Source organism: Anaerophilus nitritigenes (genome assembly GCF_004138215.1).
Classification (GTDB): Bacteria; Bacillota; Clostridia; order Peptostreptococcales; family Thermotaleaceae; genus Anaerophilus; species Anaerophilus nitritogenes.
The window spans coordinates 83,380-104,218 of the sequence record NZ_RYYS01000064.1 but is presented as its reverse complement, the minus strand read 5'-3'; the positions used below and the strand labels follow the sequence as shown (position 1 = coordinate 104,218).

Below are 20,839 nucleotides of genomic sequence, written 5' to 3'. Positions count from 1 at the left end.
TTATCACCTAAATATATAAGCAAACTTCATGCCAATTTGTTTTTTGTTTTATATTTTTTCAAAAAAACCTTTGTAACCCTTGTATTTATCTTGTTTTTTCCCTTTTTATATTTTTTCATCCTTGAAAAGGTTTTCTTTTTTTATTTAGAATAATATTGATTTTTCTTTTTTGTGCCGAATTTTAAGCATTTGAATTTTCGAATAAAATGACATATTTTTTATCAAAGCAGCAATTCAATTCTAATATGAATATTATATTTTATATTTTTTTATTTTGTATTGTAGAGTTTGTCTTGGTATTTTAAGTTCATCTGCTGCATGGCTAATATTTTGATCCCACTTGATTAAAGCATCTTTAATCAAGTGTATTTCTAAATTTTCTAAAGCTTCTTTTAAAGAAATATCCTCTACATCTATTTTTTTTATATTTTTTTTATAATACTTTTCAAAATGCATAGGCAAACATTCTAATGTAATGGTATCACCATCCATAATATTCATAGCACCTTCTATTACATGCTCTAACTCTCTCACATTCCCAGGCCAATCATAATTTTCAAAAAGTTTTAATACTTCATTAGAAATTTTTTGTACATTTTTGTTTAACTTATAATTAAATTTTCCAATAAAAAATTGAGTCAAAATAGGAATATCTCCTATTCTTTCCTTAAGCTGCGGAAGTACTAAAGACACTACATTAAGACGATAGTACAAGTCTCTTCTTAAACGTTTTTGTTCTACTGCTATTAATGGATCTTCATTGCTCGCAGCTACAATTCTTACATCTACTTTTCTAGTTTTTATATCTCCTACACGTCTTATTGTTCCATCTTGTAGCACTCTTAAAAGCTTTACTTGCAATTCTATAGGCATAGAGTTGATTTCATCTAAAAATAAAGTTCCCCCATCAGCAAGTTCAAATAATCCTGCTCTATTATCAGCTCCTGTAAAGCTTCCCTTTACCGTTCCGAATAATATACTTTCTAATAAACTTGTAGGCAAAGCTCCACAGTTTTGAGCAATAAAAGGTTTATTTCTTCTTATGCTACTTGCATGAATAGCATGTACAAATAACTCTTTTCCTGTTCCTGTTTCTCCATAAATCATGATTGGAGAAGAAGTTTGAGAAGCTTTTAAAGCCAGTTCCTTAACCTTTAGAATCTCCTTGCTTTGACCTATAATATCTAAAAAAGTAAAACTTGTACTATCTTGACTTTTTTGGTCTTTTTTTTCTTTATACAAAAGTTGTTCTTGCAAAGCCATTACTCTTTCAGAAAGTTCTTGTACATGAGTAATATTTTTAGAAATTTCAATAGCTCCTATTATTTTTCCTCTTGTTTTAATGGGGAAAGAAGAATTTACAGTTGTAATTTTATTTCCCTTGTAGCTTAAAAAGCTTTGTTGTATATCAAATGTAGGCACTCCTTTTTCAATAGCTTTTAAAAGAGTACTCGTGTCAGGATCTAGTGAAGGATATACATCTAAGATATGTCTTCCTATTGCCTCTTCTCTATGTATATCTTCATATTGAGCAGCCGAACAATTGAAATACACAATTCTTCCTCTTGCATCTATAATTTGTATACCTTCTTCTACATAATCTAAAATTGTTTCTACATTACTTTTGGAAAAAATCATTTCCATCTCATCACCTCATAATGCCAGTTTTTAATCATTGCATGCCGAATTTTTGTCATCACCTCCAAAAAAAACGCAGCTTTCGCTGCTTTATTTTCACATTTTTTCTGGTGCATCTAATAAAAAAACTTGCAATATTTTCTGAATTATTTTTCTTACATATTCTATTATATTTAGCATAACATATTGTGCATTCTTTTCAAGTTTTCTAAACAAAATTTTTTCTTCTATTTTATAGAAAAGTTCACTTAAATCTATTCCATATAAAAAAATTGTTTCTGTATCTTTATCAATCATCTCTTCATATAGAAAAATCTTTTTAAGAATTTGTTTTTGTAAAGATGAAAATTCATATTCTCCTAGATTGATTTTTTCATCCATATTGATTCCCTCTTGTTTAAATATTTTTATGATGGAATAAATTCTACTATGAACATATTGCATAGAATCTATTTTTTCTTTAGGAAAAGACTTTAGACAATGTTTAATCTTCTCTTCATCTATAAATTTTAAAGGTATTTGGGTTAAGTTTTTTTGATTCAATTCCTCATACAAAGCATGAGCACTTATAAAAAAGTTTATAAATCCAGGAGAGCTTACTACTACATCCTCAAATATATTATCTGTTTTTAATAATTTTGTAATTTCATTTGCAATTTCTATAGGTAATTTATGAAGTCCTTTAGAAAGTTTAAATGCTATATTGGTTGTATAATCTCCATAAGAATTATTTTTAGGTATTGTTACTTCAATATAAGAAGGTAGCTCTTCATATCCATATTTTGTTAATACTGTTTTTTTTATTTTATCTTGTATTATTTTCATGTTCATCTACTTTCTATGAATTCATTTATTACATAATAGTAATATTAAGCTTGTTTTGACTTTCTGTCATTCCTTCTAAATTTATAAAATATTCTATATGCACTCCACCCTTTTTCGCATCTGTAATAGAATAGTTCATATCTTGTGTTAATACTTCCATATCAAATACTCCATAAGGAGTATGATAATGAGTCATATATCTTTTACCTTTTTCAAATATAATTTCTGACTTTAATCTTCCAAATCTTTTCATATAGATTTTATCTTGAGAAAGTTTTACACTCGTTGTGCAACCTTTCATTCCTGATACTTCTGTTTCTTCATATACTAAATAAACTGCATCTTCTTTTTCGTAGAGTTTTCCTTCTGTCACTAATTCAATTTTGTTTTCTTCACCATCCATATCTATTTGCATTCCTTCTATTTTTAGCATAATATTTTTCATTCGTTTCCCTCACTTATCGATTTTTATATCTTTTTATTGCAAGCTGTATAAGCTCATCAATTAAATCTTCATAAGAAAGTCCAGTTGCCTCCCATAAAAGAGGATACATACTATATTTTGTAAAACCTGGCATAGTATTGACTTCATTAATATATACTTTCAAAGAATCTTTTTCCACAAAAAAGTCTACTCTTGAAAGCCCTGATCCATCTATAGCTTTATATGCACATATTGCCATTTTTCTTATTTCGTCAGACTTCTCTTTTGGAAGATCCGCAGGAATTATAAGTCTAGATTTTTGATCGTCGGAATATTTTGCTTGATAATCATAAAATTCATGAGAAGGTAATATTTCTCCTAAAACTGATGCCTTAGGATGATCATTTCCTAAAATAGCACATTCTATTTCTCTTCCATCAATATAAGCTTCTATAATTATTTTTCTATCATGTAAAGATGCCTGATTCAATCCTATTATTAATTCTTCCCTATTATGAGCTTTACTAATCCCTACACTAGATCCTAAATTAGCAGGTTTAATAAAAACAGGATAAGAAAAAGCTTCTTCAATTTCTTTTATACATTGGTCTATGTTTTCTTTTAGTTGATATTTCATCACAAACATATATTTTCCAACAGGAAGGCCCTCTTTTTCAAATATTTTTTTACTAAGAATTTTATCCATTCCTAAAGAAGATGCCAACACCCCTGCTCCTACATAAGACATATCTGCCATCTCTAACAATCCTTGAATAGTACCATCTTCTCCAAAAGGCCCATGAAGTACTGGAAATACTACATCTGCCATTTCTTTTAGCTTGGAATATTTTCTATTTATAGGCATTATAGAAAAATCTTCGATTTGTTTGTTTTTTGCAATTTCTTCCCACTCACCTGTCTCGATCTTTTCTACGGGTCCATTATATATCATCCAATTTCCTTCTTTTGTAATTCCTATAGGAAAGCAATTGTATTTTTCTTTATTTATAGCTTTGATCACAGAAGTTGCAGACATTAAAGATACTTCATGTTCTCCTGATTTTCCCCCAAATATTACTGCTACATTTATTTTTTCCATACTCTAGCCTCCATATCAATTCTTTAATTCATTTCTATTCTATACTTATAAATTTTATTAATCAATTTATTTATGTAAAAAACAGCTAAAAATTTAGCTGTTTTAGATCATAAGTGTTCCTTTTTCATTTTTAATAACTTTTAATATTTTTTCTTCTTCTCCTGTATCTGCATTGACATAAACTAAAAAGTGATCTCCCTTATAAGAAGCTTCAAATTCATAACAATAAATTTCTCCAAAGGAGCTTGTAGGAATAATACAAAGGCTAGGTTCTTTTTCAATCGTAGCACGAAGATTAATTTTTTCTCTTGCTTGTTCTTTTGTAATTTTAGGTGGCTCAATACTTCTTATGTAATTGGTAGTTAAAAAATGAGTTGAATCAAAACCTACGATCTCACCATTATCTAAAGCAATTTTTACTTTCACTAAATCTGAATACATAAGCACTTCATCTTGCTTATACACATAATTAATTAGCAACACTCCATCATATTGTAAGGTATAAGTAGGAACTAAATTAAAAAATCCTTTTTCATTTAAAAATTTAGATGCATGTTCTACTCCTTGCTTTGGAGATAATGTAGCTTTTTTCACTTCTCTATTATTTAAAAGCCATGCTACATATCCATTTCTTTGACTAATATCAATATATACAGGATTTCCTTTTCCTGCTTCTTGATTTTTAGGAATCACTTCAAAGCTATAAGTATCAATTCTTCCTTTCCCATTTGTTGTTTTTTCTACTTTATCAACTTTTCCTCCTCCTAAAAAATCTATTACCTTTTTTTGAGCTTGCTCTTGTGTAATTTTATCTCCCTTTAATCTTGGTCTCATTCCCTCAATCACATGTTCTGAAAATGGTCCATCATAAATAAGCTCTGGATATTTTACCATTCTCTCTTCAAATTGATTAAATTTAAGCTGAATAGGATTTTTTTGCTCTGCTTCTTTATTAAGCTTCTTGCTAGCCTTTCTCCTTAATTGATCTTTCCAAACTGTACCTTTTAGAGCTGTTTTTTGAAGTTCATGCAAATCTTTTGAAAGATCTAATGCATAATTATGAAGCTGTTCTAAATTATTAATTTCCTTTTCTCCTAAAGCTTCATTATTAATACTTCTCTTTGCCATGGCAAAAGTATAATCTCCTAATTGACTTAAAAATTTTTCAATCTTTGTAATCTCTCCATGACGAATAGGCAATTGAGACAATTTTTCTTGAGCATTATATGCATTTTGCCATATATCAGAATACAAAACTATATTTTCTTTTTTTTGAGAAGATACAATAAGTTTTGATAAATCTGTAGTAATCGTCTCTACACTTCCCATCAAATCATAATACATTCTTTGAAATTGATTATCTAAAAAAGTATAATATTCATCTTTTTCTACTTGTTGATTATATCCCCATACACCTGTTCCAATCAAAGCTACAGCAAGAATAAGGGGAAGAATAAATTTTTTCATTCATCTACCTCCTTAATTTCCAAACCAATGTTTTCCTATTTTTTTCTCTACTGTTCTAGACCAAATCCACTTACTTGTAGCTGTAGCTGGATTCCAATAATATAAACATCCTCCTGTAGGATCCCATCCATTCAAAGCATCTCTAGCAGCTTTGATACAACTCTCTTCTACTGGAGCATTAATTTGTCCATCACTTACAGCAGTAAAAGCTCCGGGTTGATAAATAACACCTGCAATCGTATTTGGAAAAGAAGGGTGTCTTGTTCTATTTAATACAACAGCACCTACTGCTACTTGTCCTATATATGGTTCTCCTCTTGCTTCTCCTGTGATAGCTCTTGCTAATACATTGATTTCATCATCTCTAGATGCACTACTATTACTAGGTTTATAATCTGTAGATGCTGTAGTATCTTTTATAGGTAATCCAAGTTTTTTTGCAGTTTCATTTCCCACTACTCCATCTACAGCAAGTCCATTTTTCCTTTGAAAAGCCTTTACTGCTTCAAAGGTTCCTCCTCCATACACACTATCAATAGGTCCATTGTAATATCCCCATTGTTTTAATTTGTTTTGAACTGTTTTCACTTTTTCCCCACTTGAACCCCAATATAGAGTTTCTTGTGCACTCCCTACATATAAATATGTTTGAATGGCAACAGTCGTACAGAAAGTGAATACAATAAGCAATATAGTAATTAGTTTTTTATGACGATTCATCTACATCCTCCTTTCATAGATTTATCTTATTTTTTGTTAAATTCTGCTGAATTATTCAACATTTGATTATGTGGTTATTTTTAGCAAAAAAACTGAGGAATTTTCCTCAGTTTTTTGCCATTCTATTTAATTTGACTTTTGCTTCTTCTAACATCTCTACTACCTTAAACTTTAATTTAATAGGAACTTCTCCCTCACTTCTAGCAGTACGAATCATATTAAACTCTTCTTTTGTAAGAATATTCATCATCTCTTTTTCAGTTTTTTTGTCCGTTAGTCCATTTTCCATGTCAATAAAGCATAGAGGTGGAAACATGACACACCACCAATTTTGACCTTCTCCTTTTCCAATCACTACTCGTAAAGCCTCATAATTTCCTGCTGGAAGAGTAATAGCTCCATAATTTTTTGTAGGAAAATCATAATCCCCTAAAGAAGCTGTAACTTTATAACTTTTATTATTTTTTTTGATTTCATTTTTTGCTATATTTTCTATCTCTTTTATGTTTTCTTCAATCATCTGTCTACTTTCTTCAAGACTTTTAGACTTTTCAAATTTTGGATTCATCTCTTTAATAATTTTGTCTCTTACCTTTAGTTTTAATTCTTGATCCTTTGGATCATCACTATTTGCAAGAACATGAAATCTTATCAAATGGCTTTTGTAGCTTTGTTGATTGTTGTATACATCTTTTGTAAAATAATAAACAAAAAAAGTACTACTTAATACAAATATAATTCCTATCATCCATATCTTTTTATTTTTCAATAAATATGTATTCATAAAAATCCCCCTATCTGCCAATTTATTATCTTACTTTCAGTATTAGCAAATAAGGGAATTTTTAAACCAGTTTTTATATATTTTCCCTTGGAAATTATTGTGTATCTCCAATCCTTCTTATTATAATTTCAGAATTTACTTTTACTTGAGTTTTGGGAAATATTTCATTCCAATCTTTCTCAACTCTTTTCCATATATTTGGTTCATATTTTCTTAAGTATTCTCCACTTTGTACTAAGTCTGCTTGAAATTCTTTTTGGATCTTTTTGTACAAAGTTTCTATTCCTATATCCAATTCCTTGGATGCTATTTTTTCTACTCTTTTGAGATATCCATCATCTAGAGGTTGATTTCTTACTTCAAATAAATGTTGACTTAACTCTGCTTCTACTTTTATATCAAACGAAGTATAAATTTGTCCATTTTTTTCATATACTTTCATTTTAGTCTTGGAGTCTGTTACTTGTAAAGGAATTCTAATATTATCTATTGTTGTATTCAAAATCCCTCCATTTAATTTGTTTAGCATAAACATCATCTTCTCAGTTTCTTGTTCTCCTAACCATCCTATCTTTTTGAAATTTTTGAATACTGCTGATCCTGCAACCTTTATTTCATCCTCAGAAACAATCATTCTAGGAGTAATAGCCGCACGACTTTCATGCAAACTCCTTAATACATATCCTAAATCTGCATCTGGAATTTTAGGTGTTATTTTTTTCCTCCGCATGATTTCTCGAATAAACAATCCTGTACCTAGTTCATCCTTTATCTTTGCATTTACTACATCTTGAGCTTTTCCTTTTGTAACCATAAGATAAATTTTTCTTCCTACTCCAGGACTTCTTTCAATATTATCTAGTGATTCTCTTACTAATGTCTCATCTTTAGCAAGCTCTTCTCCTAATACAATGGCTTGTGTATGTCTAAAATTTAGAGTTCTTCCCGTTCTTGTTTCAAGTTCATCTAGTACTTCCTCTAAATTATCTCCTACTGTACTATATACATATTTGGGATCTCCTTCTCCTTTTTGAGCTAAAAGTCCTGTATTAGGAGAAGAAACTGTTACTACATATCTATTTTTTATTTGATCTAAATTTTTCTCTTCTGTCTCTATTATATTTTTTTTATCTTCTTCATATTTATCAATTCCTACAATAGCAACAAAAGCTCTCTTTTCAATTTCAATTTTATCCCAACATCCTGTCATCAATAAAATACTCATGATACATAATAAAATTTTTTTATACACCTTTATTCCTCCTTGCCTTTTTCTTTATATAAGTAATAAGCAACAAAGTAGAAGGTAAAATCAGCATATAAAAGGTTCCTAAATAATAGGCAAATCGATCTGAATAATCTCCTAATTGAGCTATATTTTCTGGAATTAAAGCCATAAAATAAACAAGAGGAATTAAAGGTAATACCAAATAGTTTTGTTCTTTTGATTTAAATATACGACTTAAAGTTAGGCTTGCACCAAAATAAAGAGGTACCAATGTCATAAAAACAGTAATAATCCATACAGCAATAACAAAAATCTGTATATTTTCAATAAATGCTCCTGGTAAATCTATAGTTTTAAATAATTCTAAAGATGGCCATATAATATGAGTTGTCTCAATAATACCAAATCTTGTAACTGTAATGATCAATATAAACATATATATAGCTGCTACCATCAAGATAGATTTATCTATATTTTTTTTTATATTCTGAGGGTCTACTACAAAATTAGCACAAACTATAATCATTTCCATTCCAACAAAACTAAAAAATGTAACAGGAATTACTTGGATGATTTTATAAATAGGGGTTCTAAAAACCGGAAGCAAATTACTAAATTCTAATTCCGATAAAACAGGTATAGTAATGATAAATGCAAAGATAATTATAAAAGGAAAAATCATCTGTGCCATTCTAGCTATAGATTCAATTCCACTTCTTGCAAAATATGAAGCTGTCAGAAGTAGAGTAATCATCAAGATTTCAATAGGTGTATTAAATAGTAGATACGCTTTTGTAATTTCTCCAAATATTCTTAGTTCAAATGCTGCAAAAATAACAAGGTAGATACAAAGCCCTACATTAATTAAAGTCCCTAAAAATTTTCCTACTAAAGAGTTGCTATATTCCACTATGTTTTGATTTGAAAATTTTCCTGCTAAAGTAGTAAGAATCCTGCCTACTCCTAAAACTAAAAATACTGTAAATACTAGAACAATCCATCCATCTGGTCCTACTTCTTCTGTAAGAGTTCTTGGAATCGTTAAGATCCCTACTCCTACAACGGTGATACTAATCAGCATACCTAGTTGAAAGCTTGAGATTTTATCATTATTTCTATTCATCCTCTGTATCCTCCTCTATAGCTGATTTTGGATTTTTAAGTCGATCATTATTCTTTCTATGTAAGAATTCCGGACGTTTTTTCATAAATTGAAGAGGTACTCTAATAAATACATCTTTAAAATCCTTCCATGTAGTCTCTGTAGCTACAAACGGACTTAAGTATGGAACCCCAAAGCTCTTTAAATTACATAAATGGATTAATATAACAATCATACCTAATATAATCCCATATAATCCAAATATTCCTGCTAATATCATAAGTATAAATCTTAGCATTCTAAAAGCGATAGCAAAGCTATAGTTTGGAGTTGTATAAGCTGCCATGGCAGTAAGTGCTACAACAATTACAATCAATGGACTTACAATTCCTGCTTGAACTGCTGCTTGTCCTAATACCAAACCTCCTACAATCCCAATGGTTGAGCCTATAGCCCCTGGAAGCCTTACTCCAGCTTCTCTTAATAACTCTAAAGATGCTTCCATAATAAAAGTTTCAATAAACGCTGGAAAAGGTACATTCATTCTACTTCCTGCCACATAAAGAGCCAAATCAGTAGGTAACATCCCTGGATGATAAGAGGTAATAGCTATATAAAGACTTGGCAAAAACAAAGCAAATACAATAGATATAAATCTTAAAATTCTTAAAGCAGATGCAATTAAAAATCTTTCATTATAATCCTCTGGAGATTGCAATAAAGCAACAATAGTTGCAGGAATCAAAAGAGCAACAGGCGTATTATCTATAATCATAGCAATTCTTCCTTCAAATAAAGCTGCTGAGACTACATCTGGTCTTTGAGTATTTTGAATTTGTGGAAAAGGAGATTTCCACTCATCTTCTATAAGTTGTTCTATGTATCCACTTTCTAAAATAGCATCAATTTTAATCTCATATAATCTTTTTTCTACCTCTTTTAGTATATCTTTATTCACAATCCCTTCTATATATAAAATAGCTATATCTGTCTTAGATCTTTCTCCTATCTGCATTTGTTTTATTTTAAATTTAGGGTCACGAATTCTTCTTCTTATTAAAGCAGTATTAATACGCAATGTTTCTACAAACCCTTCTCTTGATCCACGAATTACCGTTTCTGTTGAGGGTTCACTGATCGATCTAAATTCCCATCCTTTTGAAGCAATCACAAAAAACTTATCCCATTTGTCTACGATTAAAACAGTATCTCCACAAAGAATAGAATCAATAGCTTCATTCATATCATCTATTTCTTTTATATCTGCTACAGATATAGATTGTTTTTTTATTTCTTCATAAAGTTTTTCTTTCATCAGCCGAGGTTCTTTTAAAAGATCTGAAGATAAGAGCATCAGACTTTTTAAAACATATTCTTGCAAAAGATCTTTATTCGATATGCCTTCTGCATAAACTACTGCAAAATTCATTTTCTTATCTTTCATAGGTTGAAATTCCCTATAGATGACATCATCACAATTTTTTAAAATTTCTTTGATTGTATCTAAATTTTTTTGGTAATCTTCTTTAATTGGAACTTTTACTTTCTCTTCTTTGGGCTTGAATAAATCATCAAAAAAACTCATAAGAGTCTTTCTCCTTTCTTTAAACTATTTTAAGAACAATATAAAGTCCTATTCCTCCTATAATATATACTAGCCCTATTGTCTTACAAATTTTTGCTTCCTTGTTTAATTTTTTGTTCTTTAGATTTTTTCCATCTACCCATATAGCAAAAAATCCTATTCCTATAATCAAAAACAGCATATAAAAAGAATATATATCTTGTAATTTTTGGTAAACATACAAAGTTACTTTTTCCACACTTTATCACCCACTTTTAAAAGTCTATAATATAATATTTACCTCTTTTGAAAAAGATATGCAAAAATTCGCATGTCCCTATCAAAACTACTCATAGCGCCAACGAAAAAAGAAACAGCATTTGCTGTTTCTTTTTACTGGCATTCATCATAAGTTTTCACAAGATATACTTGATTGTATACTTTGCTTAAATTTTCATAAGCACATTTTGCCTTATTATAATCTTTGTAAATTCCAAACACAGTAGGACCACTTCCACTCATCAGACTCCCTAGAGCTTGATACTCTAGCATCTTTTTTTTAATATCTTTTATAATAGGATGTATTTTTTCCGTTACAGTCTCTAATACATTTTCTAAATTTTCCGCAATAAGTTTTATATCTTTATTTTCTAAAGCTTGAATCATTACTTCTGTTTTAGGATGATTTGAAATTTGTTCTACCTCTAAATTTCCATACACATTAGCTGTTGAAACACTAATATTAGGTTTACATAAAACAATCCACTCATCAAATCCTTTTATAGGAGTTAATCTTTCTCCTATTCCCTCTGCCAGGGCTGTTCCTCCTAATATACAAAATGGTACATCCGCTCCTAACAAAACACCTAATTCCATTAATTCTTTTTTTGTAGCTTGAAGATTAAAAAGTTCATTCATTCCCATCATAACCGCAGCAGCATCAGTACTTCCTCCTGCTAATCCTGCTGCTACTGGAATATTTTTATTGATGTAAATTTCAACCCCCTGCTCAATATGAAAATGATCCATCATAAGCATTGCTGCTTTATATGCAATATTCCCCTCATGATTAGGTATATATTCACAATTTGAATTTAAAATAATTCCATTTCCAATAATCTTCAAAGCAATTTCATCATATAAATCAATTTGCTGCATAATCATTTTCACTTCATGATATCCATCTTCTCTTCTTTTTAGAACATCTAGTGATAAATTAATTTTTGCCCTCCCTTTTATTTCTATACACTTCATTTATCTCACCTCTTTTGTTCTTTCGTATTATTTTATCATTTTTTATCTATCATTGTACACAAAAAAGCCTATAACTTTATAGGCTTTTAAACTAGTTTTTAAAACTCATATACAAAAGTTTTTTGAATGACAATCTGATCTCCAGGCTTAATAGAATCTACTTGTTCAATATGGTTGGTTTCAATTAATTCCTCTACAGTAGTATTATACCTCTTTGCAATCTTCCAAATTGTATCTCCAGGTTGTACATAATATATAGTAATACTTGGTCTTTTACTCATATCTATTTTTTCATCAGATTCTTGTGCATCTACAATGACTTCTATTTTTGTCTTTTCTTTAACTGTACAATCGGCTCCTATATTGACTTTTACTTCTATTTGTTCTGAATTAATCAAGTTATAATCTACATCATAGATATGTAATTCTACTTCTGCGTCCATGTTTTCCTTTGCTTTAGGAATTTCTACAAAGTGTCTAAAAGGAATCTCTTGCGAGAAATTTTTTGTGGCCTTTTCTCCATCTTCACATAAATACAATACATTTGTTTCTAAAACGCCTTCTATGATAACTTTTTCATTATTTAAACTCATATCTGTCATAACAGGTCTTGACTTTACATGAAGCACTTTCAAAATTCCAAGTGAATCTGAAGGTAAATCTAACATTTCTTTTACAACCATATTGCCTGTATTTTCACCTATTTTTTCATAAAAGAAAATAGGTTTTTTGTCTATTTTCAGTGCTTTTGTTGGAGAATAAGCATCTATTAATACTTCATTTTGTTCTATCTCACTTACTACTGCATCAATCTTGATTACAGCTTCTACTTCTACAATTCTTCGATCTCCATCTACATTTTCTTTTACTTCCGTGTATACTTCATCCCCTTTTAATCTAATTTTACTCTCCATCTCTTTCATAGCATTAGGAATTTCAACAAAATGGGTAAAAGGAACTTCATTTCTCATCATACACAAAGAATTCTTATCGTCATCTCCCACATACAAAGTATTAATTTTAACTACTCCACCTACAATAACCTTTCCATCTGTAACCTGTTTTTCTTTTTCTACAGGATAAGCATCACATTTTATAATCTCTAGAATATCTGGCATGTTTTCATCAATTTCAAGCTTTTCTCGTACCATAGTCTCTGATTGATTTGATCCTACTAAATCTTCATAATATATATTTTCTTTTAAAACCTGTACATCTTCTAAACCTTCTATTTTCCTAAGTACTTCTATTTTTGTAGTATCCATGCTTTTTCCTTCTAAATTTAATACTGTTTTGATTCCTATTTTTCTTTCATTCACTACATAAAAGTCAATATGTTCTATAAAAGCACTAATATCCGTCCTCATGTTCGGCTCTGTAGATGGAATATCAATATTTTGACTAAATCCAGCACTAGCATTCATTCCATATATAGGATACTCCCCTGTATCTGCAACATATAGTATTTTAAAATTTATTACACCCTCTATGCTCACTTTATCCTTTAGGGTTTCTTTTCCTGTCAGACTAATATCACCATCTACAGATATAATTCTTGAAATATCAGGTTTTACATCTGGCACTAATATTTCTCCCTCTACAAGCGCCTGTGTATCTCCCTCGCCCATCACTTGATCTATCTTTAGTAAATCTCTCATTAATTCCATAGCCATTGATTTTCCTCCTCCTTTAGTCCCTACATCACACTACTATTTATCTCTTTCTATACTTATGATTTAGTACATAAAAAAAGAAGTGAAAAATTTATTTTTCACTTCTTTTTATGAAATTCTTTCCTTCTTCAATCATTCTTTCAACATTTTTTCTAGTAGGAGATCCATATGATTTCTTTGATTCTATACAATTTTGTATTTTTATCACTTCAAAAATATCTTCTGAAAATACAGTTGAAAATTTTTCAAATTCCTCTATTGTTAAATCTTCAATGATTTTATCTTTCTCAACACAATATAGAACCATTTTTCCCACTATTTCATGCGCACTTCTAAAAGCTAATCCTTTTTTAACCAGATAATCCGCTACATCAGTAGCATTCATAAATCCTTCTTTTGTATTCTTTTTCATAACATCTTTTTTTATTTTCATAGTTAAAATCATTTCACTAAAAATATCAATACAACTACTTACATTCTCAATAGTATCAAAGAGTGGAATTTTATCTTCTTGCATATCCTTATTGTAAGCTAGGGGTAATGCTTTCATAATCGTTAATATATTCAATAAATTTCCATAAATTCTACCTGTTTTTCCTCGAATCAGCTCTGCTACATCAGGATTTTTCTTTTGGGGCATAATACTACTTCCTGTACTATAAGCATCATCTAGCTCTACAAAATTAAATTCTGCACTATTCCAAATAATCAATTCCTCACAAAATCTACTAAGGTGCATCATAATTAAAGATACATCGCTAATAAACTCAATAATAAAATCTCTATCACTTACTGCATCTAGTGAATTTTGACATATTTCAAAAAATCCAAGCTCTTCTTTTAAAAATTCCAAATTTGTATCATATGTGGTTCCTGCTAGTGCTCCTGCTCCTAGGGGCATTACATTAACCCTTTTATAACAATCTTGTAACCTTAAATAATCTCTTTGAAACATTTGAAAATATGCCATCATATGATACCCTAAAGTAATAGGCTGAGCCCTTTGAAGATGTGTATATCCTGGCATAATGGTACTTATATGTTCTTTTGAAAGTAATATTAGTGTATTTAATAATTTTTTTATTTTTTGTAAAATTTCATCTATTTCATCTCTTAGATACAATCTTATATCTACTGCCACTTGATCGTTTCTACTTCTTGCTGTATGAAGTTTTTTTCCTGTTTCTCCAATACGATCAATCAAAAATTTTTCAATATTCATATGAATATCTTCATAAGCTGTTTGAAATATTATTTTTCCTTCTTCAATATCTTTTAAAATCTCTTCCAATCCTTTTATGATCTTTTGTCCTTCTTCTTCTGTAATAATATTTGAATACTTTAGCATTTTTGCATGAGCAATACTTCCTATAATATCATGTTTATAAAGTTTTTGATCAAAAGAAATAGATGCATTAAATTCATCTACAATAGTTGCTGTATTTTTTGAAAAACGTCCTCCCCATAGCTTCATATCTTTTATTTCTCCCCTTTTGAATTTTTTTCATTCATCAAAGCACGAATCGTCAAAGGAAGTGAAAATAAGTTTATAAAACCTTCTGCATCCTTTTGATTGTATACATCATCTTCTCCAAAAGTTACAAATTCTTCGTTATATAATGAATAAGGTGAAAAAGATGCAACGGATGTACAATTTCCTTTATAAAGCTTTATTTTCACTTTTCCACTTACACATGCTTGTGTACTATCCACAAATTTAGATAATGCAGTTCTAAGAGGAGTAAACCATAATCCATCATAAACAAGTTGTGCATACTTTTGTGATATGATTTTTTTATAATTTAAAGTATCTCTATCTAGTGTAAGCTTCTCTAGAGCTTGATGTGCTTTAAAAAGTATTGTTCCTCCTGGTGTTTCATAAATTCCACGTGATTTCATCCCCACTAATCTATTTTCAATAATATCTATGGTTCCTACTCCATTTTCGCCACCTAATTGATTCAGTAGCTTCATCATAGTCACAGGATCATAATGTTTTTGATTTATTTTTGTTGGTATTCCTTTTTCAAATTCTATTTCCACAAAGGTAGGTACATCGGGAGCATTTTTAGGAGATACACTCATCATATATATACTCTCATCATGTTCATTCCATGGATCTTCTAAATTTCCTCCTTCATGGCTTATATGCCAGATATTTTGATCTCTGCTATAAATTTTTTCTTTTGTAACCGTAATTTGAATATTATGTTCTTTTGCATATTCAATACAATCTTCTCTTGATTTTAAATCCCATATTCTCCAAGGAGCAATAATTTTAATGTGGGGATCTAATGCTTTAATAGTAGCTTCAAAACGAACTTGATCATTTCCCTTCCCTGTAGCACCATGAGCGATACCAATAGCTCCCTCCTTTTGTGCTATTTCAACTAATTTTTTTGCAATCAATGGTCTAGCAAAAGATGTTCCTAATAAATAATCATCTTCATATACAGCAGATGCTTTAAGAGTTGGAAAAATATAATCTGTAATAAACTCTTCTACAACATCAACCACATAAGCACTTACTGCTCCTGTTTGTAGTGCTTTTTTCTTCACTTCCTCAAAGTCATCCTCTTGTCCTACATTTACACATACAGCAATTACTTCTACTCCCTGAGTTTCTTTTAACCAAGTCAAAATTACAGAAGTATCCAATCCTCCAGAATATGCTAATACTACTTTTTCTTTTTTCAAATGAATTTCCCCTTTCAAATTTATCTATTGAATATATTATAACAAAAATTTATAATTATTCAACATATTTATTCATATTTCTTTATAATTATTCAATTCCTTAAAATATAAACAAAAAAAGATGAAAGCAAAAGCTTTCACCCCAAAAACAAAATACCTTCTGGCTTTCCCAGAAGGTTATGATCTTTAACTAGCTTGAATTTTTTTGTCTTTATTGCATAAGGTAATTTCAACTGTTTCTGTAAGTATATCTGAATAGCTGTAGGAAACTCTTCTTACCGTATTGTATCCACCGTCTATACATACCACAAAGATGTCAGGGTAAGTTTCTTCAAGAATACCTTCTTTTATGCTGATCTTCTTTCTTCCTTTGTTGGCTTTTAATCTTACTTTTTCTCCAACAAGGTGTTCTACATCTCTTTTGATCCTAGCCAAATCATTCTTTTGAGCCATTGAATCACCTTCTTTCACATAATACAACACCATCATATCATATTACAGAACAATTGTCAAACACTTGACCTATTATTATATAATGGATATTTAATATTGTCAATAAACCTTTTAAGTTACAGCAGGAAAACATTTGCAACCTGTGTCGATACTACACGAAAATAGAAGAACACACGGTTCTTCTATCCATAAGAATAAAATCTTATTAAGCCTGTGGCGATAGCCTCTGCAATTTTATCTTGTGTTTTTTCTTCTCTCAATTTATTTTCTTCTTGTGGATTAGTAATAAAGCCAACTTCAATATGAAGAACACTAGATTTTACTTCCCTTAAAAGATAAAACTCAGCTGTTTTTGTTCCTCTTTTTATAAATCCTACTTTTTTATGAATCTCTTCTAAAATAAGATTTCCGAGAGTTTCTCCTTCTTCATCTCCTCTATAATGATAAATTTCACTTCCTGATATATTATCATTAAAAAAAGAGTTTTGATGAATACTTAGAAAAAAATCTGGTCTTACTTCATCAGATAATTTTGCTCTTTTTCCAAGAGAAACATAAATATCTTCCTTTCTCGTTTCATATACTGTAGCTCCTAAGTCTCTAAGCTTTTTGGCAAGTTTTAAGGATATATAAAGATTTACATCTTTCTCTCTAAGTCCTGTAGGTCCATATACATCCTCTGTATTCACACCTCCATGACCTGGATCAAGTACTATTATTCTCCCCGTTAAAGGTTTATTTATACTAGGCTTGTCAAAGTTTTTGATTTCTACTCCTGTAAAATAATATTTTAAAATTTCTTCTGCCTTTTTTCCTCGTGTAGCCATATTATTTGCACCATACTGACAAAGTCCTAACCCCTCACCTTTTCCTTGCATCTCAATTTGAAAGGCTATAGGCTTCCATCCAAATCTTGTTGAATTTAAACCTAATAAATTCATTACTTCTATTCCTTTAAATACTTTTCCTCCAATCTTTATAGAAACTACTCTTCCTTCTTCATCCCTTTTTATATCTTCTATAATCCCTTCTATACAAGATCCATCCAAAGCAGTAGGGGGAAGAGTTTTCGTTTTTAATCTTTTCTCCATTTCTTCAAGAGATAAAACTCTTGATTCATTATATCCAGGAGCATTCATACAACCATCACATAATACTTTTCTTAAATATATGCTTTTATTTCCTAATACTTTTTCACAATTTTCCGTAGATCCTCCACAAATAAGATGATATTTAGGATCAATAGGTTTATTATTTATAGTAATAATTTTTTCTTTTGTCTCGTGTACAATTTTTTGTATTTTATTCCAATTTTCTTCAAAATTTTCTTTCCATTTTTCTTTTAGTTCATCTACATTTCCAATGATTCCACAATGTCCATCTGTACAAAGATCTACTCCCTTGTATTTTATGCAACCTTCTCCACCAAATATTTTTGAATTTTTCACTAAAAAAGTTCTATCCATAATAGCTTGTGCTTTTAGCGCTTCTATTTGAAAATCTATATTCATTTGATTAGCTACCATAAGTTGTACTACCTGATCTATATCCATAAATATTATTTTTCCTTTAACATGATCATATATTTTAACAAAAATAGATTTTTCCTCATTCAAATTCTGCCCCTCCTTTAACTCTCACCCTTTGTTATCTTCAATCTTTTATATGTGAATAATAGGTCTACACAATAGACTAGTATGGAGTGTACAATATAAAAAAAAGATCTAAAATTTATTTAGATCTTTTGCTGTTAAAATTTATGACTTTGTATATTCTCTAAAATTTGAGATAAAGTTTTTTCTTCTCCTTGTAAGCATTCTCTCATTACTTGAATTTTTAATTTCCTTGCCTCTTCTTGCTCCCATATAGTATATGCAAACCAAGATACAAGTCCTAAGTCTAAAAAATCTTCTGTGATTAATCCTCTCATAAAAAAAGAAGATTCCATAGTGAATATACTATCAATCATTGTCTGCCTTTGTTGTTTTGTCATTCTTTTGTAAACTTCAAAATCTGTGCAATAATCAATTTTATAATAAGCCACTTCTTCTGGAATAGAAATTTTATACTTATTTTTTAACATTTTCATATTGCAAATATTATCACTTAATACTCTTTTATATCCTTCTTCATATTCTTCCTTCGTCAAGTGTCCAAACACCCTGCATACTAACGGTCTAACATCATAAATCATACATTTTCCTTCCTCATCTAAAAAAGGGCATTTGTTTTTGTCTACCATCTCTAAAAAATAATACTTTACAATTTTAGGTAAAATCATCTTATAAAGTTGTGGTCTATTTATTAAATAATGAATGATATTTAAAAACTCTACAAAATGTGTAGATACAGATTCCATACAACATTTCGTACAACCTAAGCAATTTCCTCTAGGAATAGTACGATAAATTTTATTCAACCGATCAAAACAATCAGATTTTTGTGCAAATTTAATAGATTTCTCTATATGTTTATGATTAATTTTCATTATATGCTCCTTTAAAGATTAACATGTTCCTATTATAAAATGATATCTCCTTCACATTAAAAAAGAGGATGCCCTTAAGCTCCTCTTTTTATACTCATAATCCTTATTTTCTCTCTACGATTAGAGCTGTTCCCATTCCTCCACCGATACATAATGTTGCAAGACCACGTTTTGCATCTCTTTTTTCCATTTCATGAAGTAATGTAACTAAAATTCTTCCGCCGCTTGCTCCAATTGGATGTCCAATCGCAATAGCTCCACCATTTACATTTACTTTTTCTATATCAAGATTTAAATCTTTTGCTACTGCAATAGATTGTGCTGCAAATGCTTCATTTGCTTCAACTAAATCTATATCTTCAATAGTAAGTCCTGCTTTTTCTAAAGCTTTTTTACTAGATGGAATAGGTCCTAATCCCATTACAGATGGATCTATCCCTGCTGTTGCATTAGATACGATTGTAGCTAAAGGTTTGATTCCAAGCTCATCAGCCTTTTCTTTTGACATAATTACAAATGCTGCTGCACCATCATTAATTCCAGATGCATTTCCTGCTGTTACAGTACCGTCTTTTTTGAAAGCTGGTCTTAATTTTGCAAGAGCTTCTAATGTTACTCCATCTCTAATGAATTCATCTTGGTCAAATACAATTGTTCCTTTTTTAGTTTTAATTTCAACAGGAACGATTTCATCTTTAAATCTTCCTTCTTTTTTTGCTTTTTCTGCTCTATTTTGGCTTCTAACAGAAAAAATATCTTGTTCTTCTCTTGTAATTCCATATTGCTCAGCAATATTTTCTGCTGTAATACCCATATGGTAATCATTAAATGCATCCCATAGTCCGTCTTTGATCATTTCATCAACAAACTTTGCATCTCCCATTCTTTGTCCCCATCTTGCTTTTTCAACTACATATGGAGCCCCACTCATTACTTCTGTTCCTCCAGCAATAACAATATCATTGTCTCCTGCTGCAATAGTTTGAGCAGCTAGTGCTACTGATTTTAATCCAGAACCACAAATGATGTTTATAGTTGTTGCTGGAATTTCTACAGGAATACCTGCTTTTATAGAAGATTGTCTAGCAACTCCTTGACCTTGTCCAGCTTGTAGTACACAACCAAATACAACTTCACTCACTTTTTCTGGTGCAACTTTTGCTCTGTTTAGAGCTTCTTTAATTACAATCGCTCCTAAATCAGCTGGTTTAAAATCTTTTAAAGATCCTCCATAACTTCCTACAGCCGTTCTCACAGCACTAGCAATAACTACTTCTCTCATGAATACTCCTCCTTAAATATATATAAGTTATAATGTCATATTTACTCTTACATATTTTATGCAAGATTTATGCCATATATTTTTTCTTTGTATTTCCTCATTTTTTCAGTATTTGCACGGTATTCTTACAATTTATTGCAT

The 20,839-nt window shown here is 30.0% G+C and carries 19 protein-coding genes; all 19 read right to left on the bottom strand.

The window, feature by feature from the left end; all coding sequences use genetic code 11:
* Positions 1 to 252: 252 nt before the first annotated feature.
* Positions 253 to 1,644, bottom strand: coding sequence for a sigma-54 interaction domain-containing protein (locus tag EK368_RS10045; RefSeq protein ID WP_129599215.1), 1,392 nt, complete (start codon positions 1,642 to 1,644; stop codon positions 253 to 255).
* A gap of 90 nt (positions 1,645 to 1,734) precedes the next feature.
* On the bottom strand, positions 1,735 to 2,463 hold the full coding sequence (locus tag EK368_RS10040; RefSeq protein ID WP_165000413.1) for a DALR anticodon-binding domain-containing protein: 729 nt from the start codon (positions 2,461 to 2,463) through the stop codon (positions 1,735 to 1,737).
* Between the two features lie 28 nt (positions 2,464 to 2,491).
* Positions 2,492 to 2,908 carry a YwiB family protein gene (locus EK368_RS10035; RefSeq protein ID WP_129599210.1) on the bottom strand — a complete coding sequence of 139 codons (417 nt, stop codon included), beginning with the start codon at positions 2,906 to 2,908 and terminating at the stop codon, positions 2,492 to 2,494.
* Positions 2,909 to 2,921: 13 nt separating this feature from the next.
* Positions 2,922 to 3,986 (bottom strand): D-alanine--D-alanine ligase, encoded by a 1,065-nt coding sequence (locus EK368_RS10030; protein ID WP_129599207.1) that lies wholly within the window; start codon positions 3,984 to 3,986, stop codon positions 2,922 to 2,924.
* A 102-nt stretch (positions 3,987 to 4,088) separates the two neighbouring features.
* The gene (gene ypeB / locus EK368_RS10025) at positions 4,089 to 5,453 is read right to left on the bottom strand and encodes a germination protein YpeB (protein WP_129599205.1); all 1,365 of its coding nucleotides are present in this window, start codon (positions 5,451 to 5,453) and stop codon (positions 4,089 to 4,091) included.
* 12 nt (positions 5,454 to 5,465) lie between these two features.
* Positions 5,466 to 6,173 carry a spore cortex-lytic enzyme gene (gene sleB / locus EK368_RS10020; protein ID WP_129599202.1) on the bottom strand — a complete coding sequence of 236 codons (708 nt, stop codon included), beginning with the start codon at positions 6,171 to 6,173 and terminating at the stop codon, positions 5,466 to 5,468.
* 106 nt (positions 6,174 to 6,279) lie between these two features.
* On the bottom strand, positions 6,280 to 6,957 hold the full coding sequence (spoIIR, locus tag EK368_RS10015; protein ID WP_129599200.1) for a stage II sporulation protein R: 678 nt from the start codon (positions 6,955 to 6,957) through the stop codon (positions 6,280 to 6,282).
* A 94-nt stretch (positions 6,958 to 7,051) separates the two neighbouring features.
* Entirely contained in the window at positions 7,052 to 8,209 is a 1,158-nt protein-coding gene (locus EK368_RS10010) for a Ger(x)C family spore germination protein (protein ID WP_129599197.1), read from the bottom strand.
* On the bottom strand, positions 8,202 to 9,308 hold the full coding sequence (locus EK368_RS10005) for a GerAB/ArcD/ProY family transporter (protein ID WP_129599195.1): 1,107 nt from the start codon (positions 9,306 to 9,308) through the stop codon (positions 8,202 to 8,204). Before EK368_RS10005 ends, EK368_RS10010 begins: the two co-directional genes overlap by 8 nt.
* The gene (locus tag EK368_RS10000; RefSeq protein WP_129599192.1) at positions 9,301 to 10,872 is read right to left on the bottom strand and encodes a spore germination protein; all 1,572 of its coding nucleotides are present in this window, start codon (positions 10,870 to 10,872) and stop codon (positions 9,301 to 9,303) included. Before EK368_RS10000 ends, EK368_RS10005 begins: the two co-directional genes overlap by 8 nt.
* Positions 10,873 to 10,891: 19 nt before the next feature.
* Complete coding sequence (locus EK368_RS09995) at positions 10,892 to 11,110, bottom strand: CLC_0170 family protein (protein ID WP_129599190.1); 219 nt, start codon at positions 11,108 to 11,110, stop codon at positions 10,892 to 10,894.
* A gap of 134 nt (positions 11,111 to 11,244) precedes the next feature.
* Positions 11,245 to 12,105 carry a 4-(cytidine 5'-diphospho)-2-C-methyl-D-erythritol kinase gene (ispE, locus tag EK368_RS09990; RefSeq protein WP_202976462.1) on the bottom strand — a complete coding sequence of 287 codons (861 nt, stop codon included), beginning with the start codon at positions 12,103 to 12,105 and terminating at the stop codon, positions 11,245 to 11,247.
* A 98-nt stretch (positions 12,106 to 12,203) separates the two neighbouring features.
* A complete protein-coding gene (locus EK368_RS09985) occupies positions 12,204 to 13,778 on the bottom strand; it encodes a DUF3794 and LysM peptidoglycan-binding domain-containing protein (RefSeq protein WP_129599186.1) in 1,575 nt (524 codons plus the stop codon).
* A 91-nt stretch (positions 13,779 to 13,869) separates the two neighbouring features.
* Positions 13,870 to 15,252, bottom strand: coding sequence for an argininosuccinate lyase (argH, locus tag EK368_RS09980; protein WP_129599183.1), 1,383 nt, complete (start codon positions 15,250 to 15,252; stop codon positions 13,870 to 13,872).
* Positions 15,253 to 15,257: 5 nt separating this feature from the next.
* Positions 15,258 to 16,475 carry an argininosuccinate synthase gene (locus EK368_RS09975; RefSeq protein WP_202976461.1) on the bottom strand — a complete coding sequence of 406 codons (1,218 nt, stop codon included), beginning with the start codon at positions 16,473 to 16,475 and terminating at the stop codon, positions 15,258 to 15,260.
* A gap of 186 nt (positions 16,476 to 16,661) precedes the next feature.
* Positions 16,662 to 16,928: a Veg family protein gene (locus EK368_RS09970; RefSeq protein ID WP_129599181.1), complete on the bottom strand. Its 267-nt coding sequence runs from the start codon at positions 16,926 to 16,928 to the stop codon at positions 16,662 to 16,664.
* A gap of 182 nt (positions 16,929 to 17,110) precedes the next feature.
* The gene (gene spoIID, locus EK368_RS09965) at positions 17,111 to 18,544 is read right to left on the bottom strand and encodes a stage II sporulation protein D (protein WP_129599178.1); all 1,434 of its coding nucleotides are present in this window, start codon (positions 18,542 to 18,544) and stop codon (positions 17,111 to 17,113) included.
* Between the two features lie 134 nt (positions 18,545 to 18,678).
* Positions 18,679 to 19,416: a YkgJ family cysteine cluster protein gene (locus tag EK368_RS09960; RefSeq protein WP_129599175.1), complete on the bottom strand. Its 738-nt coding sequence runs from the start codon at positions 19,414 to 19,416 to the stop codon at positions 18,679 to 18,681.
* A 103-nt stretch (positions 19,417 to 19,519) separates the two neighbouring features.
* Entirely contained in the window at positions 19,520 to 20,698 is a 1,179-nt protein-coding gene (locus tag EK368_RS09955) for an acetyl-CoA C-acetyltransferase (protein WP_129599172.1), read from the bottom strand.
* Between the last annotated feature and the right edge of the window lie 141 nt (positions 20,699 to 20,839).